At 47.1% G+C, this 18,149-nt stretch carries 16 protein-coding genes and 1 tRNA gene; 10 read left to right on the top strand and 7 right to left on the bottom strand.

Going from position 1 to position 18,149, the window contains the following annotated elements:
* The 4 genes from SD53_RS11250 to SD53_RS11265 all read left to right on the top strand — a co-directional run.
* A partial coding sequence (locus SD53_RS11250) for an SbcC/MukB-like Walker B domain-containing protein (RefSeq protein WP_052749355.1) occupies window positions 1–2,527 on the top strand: 2,527 nt, incomplete at its 5' end.
* Window positions 2,528–2,645: 118 nt separating this feature from the next.
* The gene (locus SD53_RS11255; protein WP_046520336.1) at window positions 2,646–3,338 is read left to right on the top strand and encodes a tetratricopeptide repeat protein; all 693 of its coding nucleotides are present in this window, start codon (window positions 2,646–2,648) and stop codon (window positions 3,336–3,338) included.
* A gap of 48 nt (window positions 3,339–3,386) precedes the next feature.
* Window positions 3,387–4,442 carry a sensor histidine kinase gene (locus tag SD53_RS11260; protein WP_046520337.1) on the top strand — a complete coding sequence of 352 codons (1,056 nt, stop codon included), beginning with the start codon at window positions 3,387–3,389 and terminating at the stop codon, window positions 4,440–4,442.
* Window positions 4,442–5,038 (top strand): response regulator transcription factor, encoded by a 597-nt coding sequence (locus SD53_RS11265; protein ID WP_046520338.1) that lies wholly within the window; start codon window positions 4,442–4,444, stop codon window positions 5,036–5,038. The genes SD53_RS11260 and SD53_RS11265 overlap by 1 nt, the downstream gene beginning before the upstream one ends.
* A 194-nt stretch (window positions 5,039–5,232) precedes the next feature.
* Here the strand turns inward: SD53_RS11265 and SD53_RS11270 are convergent, their stop codons facing one another.
* Together SD53_RS11270 and SD53_RS11275 are read right to left on the bottom strand one after the other, a co-directional pair.
* Window positions 5,233–6,003, bottom strand: coding sequence for a DUF481 domain-containing protein (locus SD53_RS11270; protein WP_046520339.1), 771 nt, complete (start codon window positions 6,001–6,003; stop codon window positions 5,233–5,235).
* Window positions 6,004–6,006: 3 nt separating this feature from the next.
* Window positions 6,007–6,825, bottom strand: a complete 819-nt coding sequence (locus SD53_RS11275) for a mechanosensitive ion channel family protein (protein WP_046520340.1) — start codon at window positions 6,823–6,825, stop codon at window positions 6,007–6,009.
* A 167-nt stretch (window positions 6,826–6,992) separates the two neighbouring features.
* On the opposite strand from SD53_RS11275, the gene SD53_RS11280 reads away from it, so the two are divergent.
* From SD53_RS11280 to SD53_RS11290, 3 genes are all read left to right on the top strand, one after another.
* Window positions 6,993–7,068: transfer RNA gene (locus SD53_RS11280), tRNA-His, on the top strand.
* Window positions 7,069–7,178: 110 nt separating this feature from the next.
* Entirely contained in the window at window positions 7,179–7,715 is a 537-nt protein-coding gene (locus tag SD53_RS11285) for a DUF1285 domain-containing protein (RefSeq protein WP_046520341.1), read from the top strand.
* Window positions 7,716–7,841: 126 nt separating this feature from the next.
* Complete coding sequence (locus SD53_RS11290) at window positions 7,842–9,122, top strand: metal-dependent hydrolase family protein (RefSeq protein ID WP_046520342.1); 1,281 nt, start codon at window positions 7,842–7,844, stop codon at window positions 9,120–9,122.
* A 41-nt stretch (window positions 9,123–9,163) separates the two neighbouring features.
* On the opposite strand, the gene SD53_RS11295 is transcribed toward SD53_RS11290, so the two are convergent.
* The 4 genes from SD53_RS11295 to SD53_RS11310 form a co-directional block, all read right to left on the bottom strand.
* Window positions 9,164–9,628 (bottom strand): DUF2489 domain-containing protein, encoded by a 465-nt coding sequence (locus SD53_RS11295; RefSeq protein WP_046520343.1) that lies wholly within the window; start codon window positions 9,626–9,628, stop codon window positions 9,164–9,166.
* Window positions 9,629–9,638: 10 nt separating this feature from the next.
* The gene (gene yihI / locus SD53_RS11300) at window positions 9,639–10,190 is read right to left on the bottom strand and encodes a Der GTPase-activating protein YihI (RefSeq protein ID WP_046520344.1); all 552 of its coding nucleotides are present in this window, start codon (window positions 10,188–10,190) and stop codon (window positions 9,639–9,641) included.
* A gap of 53 nt (window positions 10,191–10,243) precedes the next feature.
* On the bottom strand, window positions 10,244–10,774 hold the full coding sequence (locus tag SD53_RS11305) for a class I SAM-dependent methyltransferase (RefSeq protein WP_241481788.1): 531 nt from the start codon (window positions 10,772–10,774) through the stop codon (window positions 10,244–10,246).
* 710 nt (window positions 10,775–11,484) lie between these two features.
* Entirely contained in the window at window positions 11,485–12,111 is a 627-nt protein-coding gene (locus tag SD53_RS11310) for a c-type cytochrome (RefSeq protein WP_046520346.1), read from the bottom strand.
* A 181-nt stretch (window positions 12,112–12,292) separates the two neighbouring features.
* On the opposite strand from SD53_RS11310, the gene yihA reads away from it, so the two are divergent.
* Window positions 12,293–12,907 carry a ribosome biogenesis GTP-binding protein YihA/YsxC gene (gene yihA, locus SD53_RS11315; protein WP_046520347.1) on the top strand — a complete coding sequence of 205 codons (615 nt, stop codon included), beginning with the start codon at window positions 12,293–12,295 and terminating at the stop codon, window positions 12,905–12,907.
* 745 nt (window positions 12,908–13,652) lie between these two features.
* Here yihA and polA read toward each other — a convergent pair.
* Window positions 13,653–16,427 (bottom strand): DNA polymerase I, encoded by a 2,775-nt coding sequence (gene polA, locus SD53_RS11320; RefSeq protein ID WP_046520348.1) that lies wholly within the window; start codon window positions 16,425–16,427, stop codon window positions 13,653–13,655.
* 543 nt (window positions 16,428–16,970) lie between these two features.
* On the opposite strand from polA, the gene SD53_RS11325 reads away from it, so the two are divergent.
* Complete coding sequence (locus tag SD53_RS11325) at window positions 16,971–17,369, top strand: c-type cytochrome (protein WP_046520349.1); 399 nt, start codon at window positions 16,971–16,973, stop codon at window positions 17,367–17,369.
* 214 nt (window positions 17,370–17,583) lie between these two features.
* Window positions 17,584–18,149, top strand: a 566-nt coding sequence (locus SD53_RS11330; RefSeq protein ID WP_046520350.1) for a GAF domain-containing protein, incomplete at its 3' end; no start/stop codon positions are given.

The following is an 18,149-nucleotide window of genomic DNA, read 5'->3' on the forward strand; positions in this document are numbered from 1 at the left end:
CTTGGCGAAGTTACAGCATTATCAGCAGGCCGCTGTTTTGTTGCCTTTGTACAAAGAGTTGCAGCAGCAACGCTCTGCGGTTGCAGAAGCTCAGGAGCAACAACATCTTCAGGCCAGTCAACTGCAGCAGTTAAAACATCAGCAGCAGTTGCAGTTGCAGCAAGCACAGGCTCTGGCGCTGCAACTACAGCAACAGGCGCAACAGCAGGTTCAGCAGTTACAACAACACAGTCAAAGCCTCACAGCGCAACTGGCGCAACAACCTTTTGGAGCAGAACTGACGGCTGCGGTTGCAGGCTGGAAACCCTTGCTGCACCAACGTCAGCAAATACGAGAGCAGCAGAATAAGCTGCAGGCTCAGCTTGCAAAAAATGACATTCAGCAAATACAGCAGCAGTTACAGCAAAAAAATGCTGAACTACAGCAACTGGAGCAGCAATTACAGCACAGTGCTGCGCTCTGTTCGATTGAGCTACCCAAGCTGCAACAGCAAATTCAGCAGTACATCCGTCAGCTTCAGACCTACCCGTTATTATTCAGGACAGCCGCGGCTTTACAGCAAAAATTGCAACAACGGCAACAAGAACAACAAGAGCTGCAACAAAAACAACACGACAGCCAGCAACTGCAGCAACAGGTGGCAGGTCTGCGGGAGCGTTTCAAATTATGCAGCGACAGAGTGGCCGATAAACAAAAACTAGTGCAGCAGGAGCGGCTGATTGCAGAACTCAGCAGTCACAGAGCCAGACTGCAACCGGGTGATGAATGTCCGCTTTGTGGCAGTACCAGCCATCCTGCCATTAGCAGTTATCAGGCACTGGACCTGAGTCAAACCGAGACTGAGTTGGCGGCTTTAACCGCTGAACTAAAACAGGTCGAAGAGCAGGGCAAGGCGTTACGCGAACAGCAGGTCAAGCTTGAGGAGCAACAAAAAGCTCAGCATGATCAGCTACAACAGTTGGCTTTGGACATTCAGCAGCAAAGCGATCAGTGGACCGCCTTACTGCAAAATCTGCCTGAAACTGAGCAACAACAACTGCAACAGGCCAGCTTAAAAAAAGCCTTATTACAGCAGTGCCAACAGCAGACCCAGCTAGCGCTGGAGCAACAGCAACAGTTGGAACAACAACTGCAGCAACGGCAGCTTTGGCAACAACAGCATCAGGAATTAGTGCATCAACAGCAATTGTTGCAACAGCAACTGACACAGCAACAACTGCAACAGCAGCAAGCCAGCGATGCATTGCAGCAGGGGCAGTTGCAGTTAACTCAACTGGAGCAACAGTGGCAACAGGAGCTGCAGCCTTTTGGTTTTGTGTTACCCGCCGCAGAGGTACAGCAGCAGGCCTGGCAACAGTGGGCGGAACAAGCACAGCAATGGCAGCAATGGCAGCTTGGATTACAAAAGCTGATACCGCAGTTGGAAAAAGCCTTGATACAGCAGCAACAGGCTGATGGGCAGTACCAAAGCTGGGTAGATAAGCTACAACAGGCGGGTTTAGCCCAGATATCGGCCAGTCAGAGTGCAGCACCACTGCAAGAACTTGAGCAAGTGCAGCAGCGGCTCAGTGTGTTAAGCAACGAACTGCAGCAAAAAACCGGCCAGCAGCAACAAAGTGGTATCCAATTACAGCAGTTGCAAGCAAGATTAACCGCATTGCAGCAGCAGTGGCAAAACCAGTTGGAACAACAGCAGTTTAGTAGTGAAACCAGCTTTTTATCCAGGTTGCTGACTGAGCAACAACTGCAGCAATTAACAGAGTTAAAAGACAAACTGGCGGCTGAAAAAATTCGTTGTCAGAGCCAGTTGGAGCAAGCCAAACAGCAGATGGAGACGCTGGAAAAACAGCAACTGACAGAGCAAAGCCTGGAGCAGTTGCAGCAGCAAAGCTCGGAGCTGGAACAGCAGTTATTTACTGTACTGGAGCAGGCAGGCCAATGCCGGCAACAATTAAACAGCGATCAGCAACATCAACAGCAACAACAACTGCTGTACGACCAGATTGAACAACAGCAGCAACTGGTGCAGCAATGGCATAAATTCAACAGCTTAATAGGCTCGGCCGATGGTGCTAAGTTCCGCCGCTTTGCTCAGGGCTTAACTTTATTGCAATTGGTAGGCTTAGCGAATCAGCAGTTGGATAAATTACACAGTCGTTATCAACTGGTGCGTAAAGCTGACGCTGAACTGGAACTACAAGTACTGGATAGCTGGCAGGCTGATACCACCAGGGATACTAAAACTTTATCCGGTGGCGAAAGCTTTTTAGTCAGTCTGGCTTTGGCCTTAGCTCTGTCGGATTTAGTCAGCCACAAAACCCGTATTGAGTCGTTATTTCTGGATGAAGGTTTTGGCACCTTAGACCCGGACACGCTGGAAACCGCTTTAGCCGCCTTGGATCAACTGAATGCCAGTGGCAAGATGATCGGCATTATCAGCCATGTCGAAGCGCTAAAAGAACGGATCCCGGTACAAATTAAACTGCAAAAGCAGCAGGGATTAGGCTATAGCAGCTTAAGTTATTAGATTTAGCTGGATGACAAAAGTCATGCGCAAGTCATGACTTTTGTGTCTGCTGTTTATTCTGTCGTTCTTGGATACTGAGTTCACACCACTGAGGTGAAACAGCACAAGGACTATCACGATGAAAACTTTACTAATGACGTTCAGCCTGTTAACTCTGACAGCAGCTCAGGCCGCGACTATTGAGCAAATTGATGCAGCTTCGAACCGCATGGATCTGAAACAGTTGGCCGTATATGCGGCTGACGATCCGGTCGAGTACACCAAAGCCTATGCCAACTATCGCTTGGCTATTATGGCGGGTCTTACAGGGCAACAGGAGCAGGCTGCACAAGCGTTAGATGTGGCGCAGTCGACGCTGGAGCAACTGACTTCAGCCCAGCCTGAAGCCGAGAGTCTGGCTTTATTGTCCAGCGTATATGGCATGCAGATTGGCAATAATCCGTTAAAAGGTGCCTTGTATGGCCCTAAAGCGGGCCAGGCTATTCAGCAGGCTGCTGAGCTGGATCCTGCTAATCCGCGGGTGGCTTTGATCAAAGCCATCTCGGCTTACACTACCCCAGCCGCTTTTGGCGGCAGTAAACAAAGTGCTATTGACCTCAGTAGCAAGGCGATTGAACTCTATGCTCAGCCTTGTCAGCAGATTTGCTGGGGACATGCTGAAGCTTACACCTGGCGGGGCTTAGCCAAACAAGAGCTTGGCGATAAAGCCGGTGCTATCGCCGATTGGACTAAGGCGACAGCAGTAGAGCCTTCTTATGGCTGGGCTAAGTTCTTGCTAACGCAACAACAAAGTTACAGTCAAAATCGTTAATTTTTCTGGCACGGGGCTCTGCTGAGCCCCGCTCTGAAGGAGTCGAAGATGTTAGAGCTGGAAAAACGTTTATCCTGGGTATATCTCATCAATCTCGTGTTCTACATAGCACCATTTTTTTACATCAATTACAGTCCACTTCAGTATCTCTGGATGACAGTGGCCTTAGTGGCTTTTGTTGGTTGTTATTACTGGGTTTACCGCAGTCATAGCTCACAAATGTTCGTGCCTATCCTGCTGATGGCTCTGATTGCCAGTGTGATCACGCCGCTGAATTATGGCTCTATTGCGATGTTTGCCTATGTCAGTTTTTTTATTGGTTTTGCCTATAATTTCCGTCAATTTTTAGTAGGTGTTGCCGTCTTGCTTTGTGTGCTGGTGCTGCTGGATCAGTTTTTTGTCAAAGGTGCGCCCTATTTCTTGCTTTACGGCTCAGCTTTGGTGATGGCTATTGGTGTGTTTGGTGTGCTGGACCGGGCCAGACGCAATAGTTTGCTGAAAGAGCAGCGCAGTGCTGAAGAAATTAAGCAACTGGCCACTATAGTGGAGCGTGAACGCATAGCGCGCGATTTGCACGATATTCTGGGGCACAGTTTGTCTGGCATAGTGCTCAAAGCGGATTTAGCCGATAAGTTGTTACAACAACAGCAGTTTCAGGCTGCCCACCAGCAGTTGCAGGAGCTGGCTCAGATCGCGCGTGAAAGTTTAAGTCAGGTGCGTCAGACGGTGTCTGGCTACAAACATAAAGGTTTGGCAGGTGAAGTGCAGGCGTTAAGCACTAAGTTACGTGAGGCCGGATTTGGGGTCGATGTGCAGGGCGACATCCCGACACTGTCAGCCCGGGAAGAGACGGCTGTGGTGTTGATCCTGACGGAGCTGGTGACCAATGTAGTAAAGCATAGTAACGGCGATGCAGTGCAGATCAGCTTTAGCGAAAATCAACAGGGCCATCAACTGATGGTGTCGGATAACGGCAAACTGAGTGGGCTGAAACAAGGCCACGGTTTGACTGGCATTCAGGAGCGTTTGGCGGCGCTGAACAGTCAACTGGAATGGCAATTATCACCCAGTCGCTTTAGTTTTACTTTGCCCAAGGAGGCCTGATGCGTATTTTATTGGCGGAAGATCAGGCGATGGTGCGGGGGGCCTTAGCCGCTTTATTGGGGCTGAATCCAGAGTTTCAGATCACTCAGGCGGCTGATGGCGATCAGGCGCTGGCACTTTTGAAGCAGCAGAACTTTGATATGCTTCTGACCGATATTGAAATGCCAGGCCGAACCGGCCTCGAGCTGGCGCTTTATCTGCAGCAGCAACAAAGTTCGATGAAAGTGATAGTCATCACCACCTTTGGCCGGGCCGGTTACATTCAGCGTGCTATCAGCGCTGGTGTGCAAGGCTTTTTACTGAAGGACGCGCCGTCAGAGCAATTGGTGCAGGCGATTTATCAGGTGATGGCCGGAAAACGAGTGATAGATACTGAGCTGGCTTTGTCAGCTTTGGGTGAACAAGACCCGTTAAGTGACAAGGAGCGTCGTGCTTTGCGTTTGGCGTCAGAGGGGAGAAGCACAGCGGAGATCGCAGCCACACTTTATATCGCCGAAGGTACAGCCCGAAATTACTTGTCGGAAGCTATCAGCAAACTAAATGCAGCAAACCGGGTGGATGCCGCCAGAATAGCACGGCAAAAAGGCTGGCTCTGACTTAGCCGTTGTACTTGAAGCTGCAGCTTTGTTGACCGCGCTTTCTCGCCCCGGTCACATAGGACAACTATGCTCCCGGGGACTCGCTCACTTGTCGCCTCGCTGCAACATCAATTACTTAGGCTAAGAACCTGTCGTACTTTAAGTTAGACAGAGGGCGCGGATAAACCGCGGCCCTTGTGAAAATAGGCTTATTAAAACGAATAGACAAAAGTTAAAGAGGTTTGGGTATCGGTTTTCTTTTTACCCACTGGTACTTTCGAGTCATTCTGTACTAAAAAAGCAGCTTTCATCTGCATCCGGCCGTTAATCTTGGCAGTTAAGGACGATTCAGCGATAGTCCGTTTATTGTCTTCACCATACTCCAGACTGAGGGTCTGTTTAAAGCGGGCTGACTCACTGATTTGCCAGCGATAGGTGGCTGCACTGCGCACTATCATGCCATTTTCGGTTTCTTCCAGATCGGTTTTGCCCCGGTAATAACCCGGACCTATTTCACCTTCCAGCGACATGGTATCGGTTTTAAACAGTTCATCGCCATAACCTACAGCGACAGTGGTGTATTCAGTGTAAGCACCAAAACGGTCATCAACGTGGGAGCCAAACACAAACAACCGTGCTGTGTCTTTATTCAGTTTGTAACCGCCTTTGGCTGAGGCGGCATACCTCTCGGCTGAGGTTTCTACCAGGGTTTGGCCATCATCTGCTTCGGTTTCGTCGCGCTTGAAAAATGCACTGAAGGTGTAGTCGTTTGACCATTGCTCCAGTTCTTGTTTCGAGTCAATTTTGCCGGTAATGGAGGTCCCTTTGGTATTACCTGAGGTAGTGATTGCACCTAATTCAGCTGAAGTACTCCAGCCCAGTTTGGTCTCGTTGGAGGCACTTTCCCCGGCTTGGACTGTGACAAGGCCGCTCAGAATGAACAGACTGCTCAGAGCCGACAGAGAGCAGAGCGTTTTTTTCATGCGTTATTTTTCCTTTTTGAAATGCAGGTCCATTTGTGGAAAGGGGATCACAATCTGGTGCTGATCAAAGCTTAGTTTGATTTTTTCCAGGGTGTCCCAGTACACGGGCCAGTAGTCGGCCGCATTAACCCATGGACGTATTAAAATATTGACTGAGCTGTCTGCCAGAGCGCCAACAGCGATAACCGCAGCAGGTTCAGCCAGGATACGACTGTCCGCTTTGAGTATTTGTTCCAGTAATTCTTTAGCTTTTTTCAGGTCTGAGTCGTAACTTATACCTACGGTTAAATCGACTCTGCGGGTTTTTTCGGCTGAATAATTGGTAATAGCAGAGCCGGTAATTTGCGAGTTCGGCACAATAATGCGTTTATTGTCAGGGCTTTTCAGCACGGTCTGAAAGATTTCTATTTTTTCCACAACACCTGAAACGCCGGCCGCATCGACAAAATCACCGGCACGGAAAGGACGAAATAAAATAATCAGTACACCAGAGGCGAAATTGGATAATGAACCTTGCAAAGCCAAGGCTATGGCTAAACCTGCAGCCCCTAAAATAGCGATAAAAGACGCAGTTTGAATGCCGACCTGAGACAGGGCAATCAAAATAGTGGCAACCATAATGGCGGCCTGGATGATACCACTTAAAAAAGACACCACAGCCTTGTCTACTTTGCGGTGAATTAAGGCTTTTTCCAGCATATGGGTCAGACTTTTCGAGAGCCAGCGCCCCAGATATAAAATGACTAAAGCGACCAGAACTTTGACGCTGTAACTTAAAATCAATTGCTGATTTTTCTGTAAAAAATCCAGAAATTGTTGCATATTTTTCTCCATTCTCGGGCTATTAGTCTCATCAGGCTCTGTGTATCTGACGGCCATACCCTAGCATAATCAGCACCCCGACCCAAGCCGAGCGGGGCTTTCTCCGTTGTTTTGTAAAAATAACTTTGCTTCATGGCAAAATTTCGCTAGAATCCGCGCCGCTTGTGGTGACTGTAGCTCAGTTGGTAGAGTCCCGGATTGTGATTCCGGTTGTCGTGGGTTCGAGCCCCATCAGTCACCCCAATTCTCCTCTGCTGCTATCCCTATCGCCAAACTATTGATCCTGATAAATTTCCCTGCAGCCATTCTGTTGTTATGCTTTGCAAGCTTCTTGCTTATTTGGTTGCATCATCATGGATTTAAAACAACTTCAGTTATCGTTACAGCAGCCTGATTTAGCCCCTGTTGAACTGTGGGATCCAGCTTTTTGCGGTGATATCCCTATTCGTATCGATCGGCACTGTGACTGGTTTTATCTGGACTCTAAAATTCAGCGTCCTGAACTGGTTCAGCTTTTTGTCAGCGTACTGACCCGGCAACAGCAGGACTACTACTTACTGACACCTGTGGAAAAAGTCCGGATCCAGGTAGAAGACGCTGCTTTTCTGATTGTGGCACTGGAACAACAAGGAACCGATCCTGTACTGATAGCAACCACCAACTTAGGCCAGCAGTTATTAATTGGCGCTGAATACCCGTTATTTTTGCAGGAGCAACAAGACGGTCAGTTCCTGCCTTATGTGCGGTTATGGCGTGGCTTAACGGCCAAGTTCAGCAGAAATACCTACTATCAGTTGGTGGAGCTAGCCTCTGTTGTGGAGTGCAATGGTGAAGCTATGTTGCAGATCCACTCGGCAGGACTCAGTTTTGAGCTGGGGCCGATCAACTAACCGTTAATCCCGGATCCAAGGCTCTGTATCGCATTCATTTTTTCTCTGCTTGCTGCTTTGCCATTCCTGTTTCATAGTCGAGGTAAAGCAGCAGGAAAAAGCTGTGCTTATCCACCAGGAGAGAGAATGAAACTGCAACTTAGCCTTATCGCCAGCGCTTTACTGCTGGCAGGAACTGCCCAAAGCGCCACCTTAATTTACGCCGGAAAACTGATCACAGCAGACAGTGACAAAGTACTAACCCAACAAACCGTTGTTGTTGAAAACGACAAAATTATTGCTGTTGAACCCGGTTATAAAACCCCTGCGCCAGCTGATCAGGTGATCGATTTAAAAACTCATACCCTGATGCCTGGTTTAATGGATATGCATACGCATTTCTCCAGTCAAATGGGACCCGGTTCCTACACCGAAGATTTTTTACTTAATGAGGCGGATGTGGCTTTACGTGGAGCCACCTTTGCTGAAAAAACCTTGATGGCTGGTTTTACGACAGTACGTGAACTGGGTGATACCCATCACACCAGCACAGCGCTGCGTAAGGCTATTCACGCTGGTTATGTCAAAGGACCACGTATTTACACTGCAGGTAAGTCGATAGCCACCACCGGTGGGCACGCCGACCCGACCAATGGCGTCGCTTATGCCCTGATGGGTGACCCTGGCCCAAAAGAAGGCGTGATCAATGGTCCTGATGACGCCCGTAAAGCGGTGCGGCAACGTTATAAAGAGGGCGCCGATCTAATCAAAATTACCGCCACAGGTGGTGTGTTAAGCGTGGCTAAAAGTGGTTCGAACCCGCAGTTTAACAGTGAAGAGTTAAAAGCTATTGTTGAGACGGCTAAAGACTATGGTATGACAGTAGCTGTGCATGCGCACGGTAAAGAGGGCATGGACAGAGCCATTGAAGCAGGCGTGGATTCGATAGAACATGGCACTTTAATGGACAAAGCCACGATGAAGCTGATGAAAAAACATGGCACTTATTACGTGCCTACCATCAGCGCAGGTAAATGGGCTGCTGAAAAAGCTGCGATGCCAGGCTTCTTTCCTGAACTGGTTCGTCCCAAGGCTTTAGCTATAGGCCCTAAAATTCAGCAAACCTTTGCTGAGGCCTACAAAGAAGGCGTCAAAATAGCTTTTGGAACAGATTCAGGCGTGGGAGCTCACGGTGACAACTGGCGTGAATTCGTGTTTATGACAGAAGCCGGTATGCCAGCCTTGCAGGCTATTCAATCTGCCACTATTGTCTCAGCCCGTTTATTGAAAGTGGACCAGGAGCTGGGCTCTGTCACTGCAGGTAAAATTGCTGACCTGGTGGCTGTACCCGGTGACCCGCTGCAAGATATTCAACTGATGGGGAAAGTCAGTTTTGTAATGAAAGCCGGGGTCGTCTACAAACAATGACACAAGGTTAAACACCACAAAGGCAGCCTGAGCTGCCTTTATTATTTTTGCTGTGGCTTTTGGAAAAACTCCAGCAACTTATGTACGTCGGCCATGATTTCAGCCTTTAAATTAATTTCAGCTTGTTCACGCAGGTAATCCAGATGACGGATTTCTTTTTTATCGCGCTCTTTGCGCGCCTGATGCGTCGGCATATCTTTGACTACGTCATACATTTTAAACAATCCAGGATAAGCCTGCACTGCATCTGGTTTATTAGCGAGCTGCAGATGATCCAGCAATACCCAAATCCGTAATGCGCCTTCTGACAATTCACACTGCTCTTCGCGCATGGCTTTGGCAATTAAGACTATGCTTTCAGTGAGGTTGGCATTTTTTGCAGCAACAACCTGCTGCTGTTTTAACTCTTGTTGTTTGATTAACCACAACAGGCGGCCTAGATAAAAACTCAGGCCTCCCAAAATCAAAACCGCGGCTAATGTTGCCAGTATCCAGTTGAAGGTCAAACCCTATCCCCTATTCACCTAAAAACTCTTTACGCCAATCGGTACGCTCTAACTGAGCAAGCGGATCTAATTCTTCCTCTTCGTCGTCCTGATCTAAACCTAACAGGGCAACAAGTTCGGCATGACGTGCTGTTTTGGCATTAAAATACTTGGCATCTTTACCCGTCAGGATTTCGCCCTGATCGACTTTATCCAGTAATTCCAGCAGCTTTTCATCGTTTTCAAGCAGAGCTAATTCTTGCTCTGGTGGCATTTCCGGCGCTTTTGCTTTAGTCAACTGGACTACAGGCTTAAACTGCTTTGGCTGTGCCATTAGCTTTTGCTCTGCTTCAGTAACCACCAGTGCTATAGGCTTTTTGCTGCCATGACGAGGGTCTTTTGAGCTTTTGGACGACTGCTTTTGTTTATCTTCGGCAGACGGAGAATGGCGACTACCGGATTTTAAGCCCGCACCTTTCTTTTTGGTTTCTGGCGCGCGCGTGCGATCCTGACGAGCTTCTTCAGCCGGTCTGTGCCTGGTACCAAGGGGGCCTGAGGTGCGTGTTTTTTTAATCCGGGTCATATCTTTTACCTACAAAAAAGGGCGCGTATTTTAACCAGTTTATCTGAGAAAACCTAGGTATTTCGCTTTTTAAATATCACGACATCATCGGCCGGGAATTCTAGGTCTAACTTGTCTCGTTGTGCCAGAAATTCAAAAGTACGCTGGTGAAAAAAACTGATATGAGTGGGATCGTTTTTATAATGCCAGTAGCGAAAGCTGCTTTGATCGATATAGCGTTTGGTCATCAGAGCAAGCACGCCTCCGGGCAGCAATAAATTCAGCCACAGATGCCATTCTTTGGCCGGATTAATAAAATGTTCTATGGCCTCAGTGCAACTAACAAAATGGTATTTTTGCTGCAAGGATGTTGGTTCTGGCGCATAAAAAGGATCCCAGATCTGCATCTGTTTGCCTGCTTCGCGTAGTATGTGTGCCAACAAAGGCCCGGGGCCACAACCGAAATCTAATCCAGTATTCTGCTCTGGTCTCAGCACGCTGAGCAGAGGCAAAGCCAAGCGAGACAAAAACTTACGATAGCCTGGGTCATCCAATTGGTTTTGATGCAAATCGTATTGGGCTTTTTCCTGTTCGGCTGTCAACAAGGTTGTGCGATCAGCGAAAACTAAAAAGCACTGCATGCATTGAAAATAAGCGCGTCTTTTATCTGCACAGAAATGTTGGCTATGTGGCTGCTGGCATAGAGGGCAAACTGAGTTCATAGTGAGGGTAAATAAAAAGGGCGGTGTAAGATGTTACCGCCCTCTATATAAGGTGTCTAGCGCGACACATAATCTGCTTGAAGTCGTCCTGACGGGAGTTCAACACCCTGTCGGCACAAGTTCCTTATATTTTTACGCAAATTCCCTATAAAGATAGTTATTCGCGATCGTCCTGATACTTAGTGGTCCTTCCTTGCGCTGTGCAAAACACACATTCTCATCATCTTGATGCAGTTAAAAACTTACTGATGCACTGCTGCTTTCCGTGCCTGTTTTCCGTGTTTTCAATGGTTACCAAATGTAACGGATTTAAATCTACTCCGATTTTTCAGAATGGCAATACAGCGGTATAAAAAAAGTACAAAAAAAATGAACTTTTTTATGATTGCATCGTAATCATTTGTTTTATATTGTTTTTATTTGGGTGGATGCCGGCGTGGGTGATGTCTTACATAGCTGTGAGAGATATCTCACAAAAACAAGGAGCTATAAGTTTAATCATCAAAATGACTTGTTCAGTCGATTGTCTCAGGCGTAATTTAGAAAAAAAAACCAGGCGCTTGGCCTGGTTCTCTGATCCGATACACCTGCTGTTAGTGTAAACCACCGACATACTTCGACAGCACTTCAATATCTTCATCAGTCAGTTTCTTCGCAATATCGCGCATCATGCCGTTCATATCATTGGCACGAGAGCCGTTACGGAAAGACTCCAACTGAGTTTTAACATAGGCTGCATGCTGGAACGAAATTTTCGGGAAACCAGCTAAACTGTGTCCTACGCCACGTGGGCCATGACATGCGATACAGGCGGTAATGCCACGTTCCATATCACCACCACGGAATAACTTTTCGCCTTTAGCCACCACATCTTCTGGCGTGCTGCCTTCTTTCATGGTTTGGCTGGCGTAATACGCTGCCAGATCTTTCATGTCCTGCTCAGATAAAGCAGCAACCATGCCAGCCATCACCGCATTGTTACGGCCTTCTTTACCGCCTGTAGCTGCGCCAAGTTTAAATTCTTTTAATTGCTTAAAAAGATAACCTGCATGTTGACCAGCAATTTTTGGATATAAATCTGTTGGGCTATTGCCGTCCATGCCATGGCAGGCTGCGCAAGTCACGGATTTAGCTTTACCTGCTTCAGCATCGCCATCGGCTGCATAAGCTGTACTGATTAACCCTAAAAAGAGCGTGAGTGGAAGTGCGAATTTTTTCATTTTTTTTCCGTCTCTGTCCGCGTTGAACCGCCAGTGGTCTGGCAACCAAGTTGAATAACCCTACATTTTATGTCTATTTTACACGAATCTTGCGCAGATAGAATCCCATAAATCACAGTAAAGCTTCTGTGGATCTTCAGGATCCGTTACACTATAGCCAAATTTACAGCCGGAGCTGACAGTGTACAAAGCGATCATCAATTACCAGAAAGCAACTTTTCTGACCAGTGCCCCAGATATCAAGGCTCTGCCCGCAGACACAGGGATCGAAGTTGCCTTTGCTGGTCGTTCAAACGCCGGCAAGTCCAGTGCATTAAATACGTTAACGCGACAGAATGGTTTAGCCCGAACCAGTAAGACGCCTGGACGTACTCAATTAATTAATACCTTTGCGTTAGCAGAGAACCAGCGACTGATTGATTTGCCCGGTTATGGTTTTGCCAAAGTGCCTTTAGCCGTGAAAGAAAAATGGCAAAAAGCCCTGAGCGAATACCTGATGAAACGCCAAAGTTTAAAAGGCATAGTAGTGTTAATGGATATACGTCATCCATTAAAGGATTTAGATCAGGATTTAATTCACTGGGCAGTGCAAAGCAATTTACAGGTTTTATTGCTGTTAACCAAAGCAGACAAGTTAAGTCCGGGACCACGTAAAAAAGTGCTGTTAGAAGTCACAGAAGCCTCGATGGCTTTTATGGGCGATGTGACAGTACAGGTGTTCAGTTCTCTGACTAAATTAGGTTTACCTGAGTTAGAGCAAAAGCTTGATCAGTGGTTTAGCGCTGAACAGGATTAACTGTGTAGCAACAGGTTGAACATCTGATAAGCAGAGCATAGTCTCTGCTTTTTTTTGCACTGAGGGAACAGAAGATCTCTTCGTTCTCATGGAATAAAGGATGCAGAAAAAAGAAAACCGGCCCTTTTTGAGGAGGCCGGTCATAGCAAACGGGGAGAAGCTATTCAATAATTTCAAATCAACAGGGTGTCTTGAATTAACAAGACGACGCCATTATACATAAAATTATCAATGTTTGAAGTATTTGCTCTAAAAAATCTAATTTTATTTCAGTTTTTCTGATCGACAGACAAAAAAAACGCCCCACTGCAAGCAGTGGGGCGGCTAAATAAGCCTTTCTTTCTGCTCACCAAACAAGCGTTTAAGCTGATTAGTGCTGAAAGATAGAACATCTTACCTCTGTACCCTACGAATTTAATTCTACAAGTGTTGATTAAAAATGCAAGTGAAGAGCTGTAATTAAACTACAAATATTTGGTTAAATCGTCATTAATCTGAAAAAATGTAGCTAAATTACCAAGGTGAATTGATTTTTTCGTAGATAAATCATACAGGTTGGGGTGAAAACTAGCCGGAAAATGTAATTTAGGCCAGTTTGATGACCAGGCAATCTGTGGCGAGGGATAGTCATTAATAAAAAAGCCCCAAACTAGTTGGGGCGAAAGATCAAACTACCAGGAATGGGCATTTACACCCTTAGTCAGACTGGCGGCTTTGTACTAAGTTCAGTTCTGCACCAATTTTTTTAATGCGCCTGATCCCAGTTCGGACCGAACCCTGCTTCTGCCAGCAAAGGCACGTCGAGTGACGCAGCAGATTGCATCAGATCCACCAACTCTGTACTGACCCGTTCAAGCTCTTCAGTTTTTACCTCAAATACCAGTTCATCGTGCACCTGCATAATCATAGCGACTACACCTTCAGGTTGTTTGTCCTGCCAGGCTGCAACTTTGATCATGGCCATTTTAATAATATCGGCTGCAGTGCCTTGCATGGGCGCATTGATAGCGGCGCGTTCAGCAGCTTTTTTCCGCGCCATGTTTTTGGCATTAATTTCGGGCAGATACAAACGACGGCCAAACAGAGTTTCAACATAACCTTGTCCATGTGCCTGGGTGCGGGTGCGCTCCATATACTCCAATACGCCAGGGAAACGTTCAAAGTACAAATCAACATATTGCTGGGCTTCGCCCCGACTGATACCCAACTGACGTGCCAAACCAAAGGCTGACATACCATAAATCAGGCCAAAGTTGACGGCTTTCGCCCGGCGGCGTTGCTCTGCACTGACTTGATCTAGTGCTACACCAAAGACTTCAGCCGCTGTGGCTCTGTGAATATCTTTGCCCTGTGCGAAAGCATTAAGCAGCGCTGGGTCACGCGACAAGTGTGCCATAATACGCAGTTCAATTTGCGAATAGTCAATGGCTAAAATGGTTTTTCCGGTTTCAGCAATAAAAGCCTGACGAATGCGGCGGCCTTCCTCGCTGCGGATCGGAATATTTTGCAGGTTAGGCTCAGTGGAGCTTAAGCGTCCCGTGGCAGCCACAGCCTGGTGATAGGAGGTATGCACCCGACCTGTTGCCAGATTAACCGACAACGGTAGTTTGTCGGTATAGGTGGATTTGAGTTTACTTAAGCCTCTGTGCTCTGTGATGAGTTTTGGAAACTCGTAATCGTGTGCCAGCTCGGCCAGCACCTCTTCTGCTGTGGATGGGGTGCCTGTGGGCGTTTTTTTCAGCACAGGTAAGCCCATCTGTTCGAATAAGATTTCCTGTAATTGCTTAGGCGAGGATAGGTTAAATTCTTTCCCGGCCATCTGATAAGCTTGTTGTTCTATCTCGCTGATCCGTTTGGCTAAATCCAGGCTTTGTTGCGCCAGTAAATGGCTATCAATTTTGACGCCGGTGCGCTCCATCTTAGACAAAATGGGCACCAGTGGCATCTCAATATCGCTGAACACTTTGTGTAAACCAGAATGCTGTTCCAGCATAGGCCATAAGGTCTGGTGCAAACGTAAAGTGACATCAGCATCTTCAGCGGCATAAGGCGACGCTTGTTCCAAAGCGATTTGGTTAAAGGTGATTTGTTTTGCACCTTTGCCGGCTATGTCCTCAAAGCTAATAGTTTTATGGCCCAGGTACTTCAGTGCCAGAGAATCCATATCATGACGAGAGGCAACACTGTTGACGATGTAGGATTCGAGCATAGTGTCAAAACGAATACCACGCAGTTGAATACCATGGCGGGCCAGCACGCTTTGATCGTATTTCAGGTTTTGACCCACTTTGGCTTTGCTTTCATCTTCCAGCCAGTCTTTCAACTGAGCAAGCACCCAACCCCGATCCAACTGCTCAGGCGCACCGACATAATCATGGGCTAACGGAATATAGCAGGCATCTCCGGCCGCCAAGGCCAGAGAAATGCCCACTATGTCGGCCTGCATATAATCCAGGCTGGTGGTCTCAGTATCAAAAGCCACCAGTTCAGCCTCGGGCAACCGCTTTAATAATTGTTGAAAGTCCGCTTTCGTCAAAATACATGGGTAGCCGGAGGTATCAATACCACTGGCCGCAGGTTCTTTGGCTGGCTCTTCGTTGGCTTTTCTGGCTTCAGTCGGCGCTGCTGCCGTATCTTTACCTGCTAACACTTCGCTTAACCAGCGTCTGAATTCACAGGCGGCAAACAGTTCGGCCAGTTTACCCTGATCCGGGGCTTTTATATCTAAGCTACCGGGCTGTAACGACAATTCGACGTCAGTTTTAATAGTGGCCAACTGATAGGACAATACTAACTGCTCTTTGAACTCCTCCAGCTTGGCCGCTATGGTTTTGCTACCACGGAAATTCAGCGCCGCAATCTGGTCCAACTGTTGATAAAGTTTTTCTATAGAGCCTATACCCTGCAGCAAAGCCAAAGCTGTTTTTTCACCAACCCCAGGTAACCCCGGGATGTTGTCAGCTTTGTCTCCCATCAGGGCCAAATAGTCGATAATGAGTTCAGGGCCTACACCAAATTTTTCAGTGACACCGGCAGGATCAAGGATGGTATCCGTCATGGTGTTAATCAGGGTGACATGCTGATCGACCAACTGTGCCATGTCTTTATCACCCGTAGAAATCAGTACATGACGACCTTGTTGGCTGGCTTGTACGGCCAAAGTACCGATCACATCGTCTGCCTCCACACCACTGATACAAAGCAGAGGTAAACCCATCGCTTCGATAATTTGGTGCAGAGGCGCAATTTGACTGCGCAAATCATCCGGCATAGGTGGACGATGCGCTTTGTACTCACTGTACATTTCATTACGGAATGTTGGCCCTTTGGCATCAAATACCACTACCATCTGGCTGGGTTTATATTGACGCAACAAGCTTTTCAGCATGTTCACCACGCCATAAATAGCGCCTGTGGCCTCTCCTTTGGAGTTAGTCAGATGGGGAGGCGAATGATAAGCACGGAATAAATATGAAGAACCGTCGACCAGAATAAGAGGATTGTCCGGTATAACAACCATGATAAGGATCCCTGAATGTTTTGCATAAGCATGCCACAACAGGGCTGGTTCAGCCAGCTATAGCAGCGCTAACGCTGACCGGTGTTGGTCGTATTTTAACTGAAGAAGCTGTGGATAACTTTGTGGACAGACAATAAAGAACATCCAGATAATCTCAATGAAGGAATCCGGAGCTTATGGCTAAGTTCATGTATTTAAAAGAAAAAGAAGGGTAATGCTAGAGGTTCCCTTATTGTTTTTCTTATCATTCCATTTTGTGGAAAATTATCTCACTTTGGTTTCCTGTCAAAAAGGCGACAGAGTAAGACAAGCAAAGTGGGAAAACAGACTACCACAACTAATTTCTTTGCACAGTCCTGTTTTGAATTTTTTTTAACTGAAAAAAATACTTATCAGACTGAACAGTTATAAGACAAGCAGAGCTGCAAATTTTACCCAAGATAGGCTAAGTTAAAAACCAACAAATACAGGGGCTTCCACTATGAAGCATCCGGGCGTTATAATACCTTAACTTTTGTATGGCTTATTGACAGGATTATCCAGATGAAAAAACTCACTCTCGCTTTAGTGCTGATGACAACTGCTGCAATAGCCAACGTTGCTGCACAGGATGCAGATAACGAAGCTCTGAAAAAACGTCTTGAACCTGTAGGTCAGGTGTATCTGGCTGGCGCTCAGGCTGCAGCAGACACTGGCCCTAAAGGCCCGCGTACTGGTGAGCAGGTCTATCAGGGCGCATGTTTTGCTTGTCACGGTACTGGCGCTTTAGATGCACCAAAAAAAGGTGATGCAGCCTGGAAACCGCGTTTAGCCCAAGGTATGGATATATTAAAGAAACATGCGATCGAAGGTATCCGTGCTATGCCTCCTCGCGGCACCTGTGGTGATTGTTCTGACGATGAAATCGAAGCCGCTATCAAATTTATGGTTGAAGGCGTGTAAAACTTTCCTGCTCAAAAAAACGCTGCTTCGGCAGCGTTTTGCATTTCCACTCCTTTATAGAGCGAATAGTTATCTTTATAGCTCAATCACTTATAGCAAGATCTGACCAGTCACCTCATTTTGCCTTCCATCTGGTTAAGCTTTGTGCATAATAGAGATGTTAAACATCAGTCAGTGTTGGCTGCCTTGCCTCAAAGAAAAATAAGAGAAGAAGTTGAAGGATATAACGACTCTGCATAAAGCCCAGCATATTCTGGTTAGTCAGTTGCGCCGTTTGCGTAAGCTGGCCGCAGGCTATAAGCAAGCTTATATTATTCAGGGCGCCTTACTCAAACTGTCAGAGTTAGCCTCTGGCGTGAAAGATATGCGGGAGTTTTATCCTGCTATTCATCGGTTATTAAACCAACAGCTCAAAGCAGATAATTTTTATGTGGTGCTTTGTGGTCAGGACCAGCAGTTTTCGCTGGAATATTTCGCCGACGAAAAAGACCAGCATGTGCTGTTAGATGCGCCTTCCGATGCCTTTGCCTCAGGCCTGACCGGTTATGTGGCTCGCACTAAACAAGGGTTGTTATGTGATCAGGAAGGCTATCGTCGACTGGTAGAAAGCGGCGATATTACGGCTCAGGGCACAGCCTGTCAGTCCTGGTTAGGTGTCCCTCTATGCCGCGGTGAAAAAGTAATAGGGGTGATGGCGATTCAAAGCTATGACCCCGACTGTCGTTATAATCAACACGATTTAGCTCTGATCAGTAATATTGCGATTCATACTGTCACCGC

Source organism: Rheinheimera mesophila (assembly GCF_000986865.1).
Classification (GTDB): Bacteria; Pseudomonadota; Gammaproteobacteria; order Enterobacterales; family Alteromonadaceae; genus Pararheinheimera; species Pararheinheimera mesophila.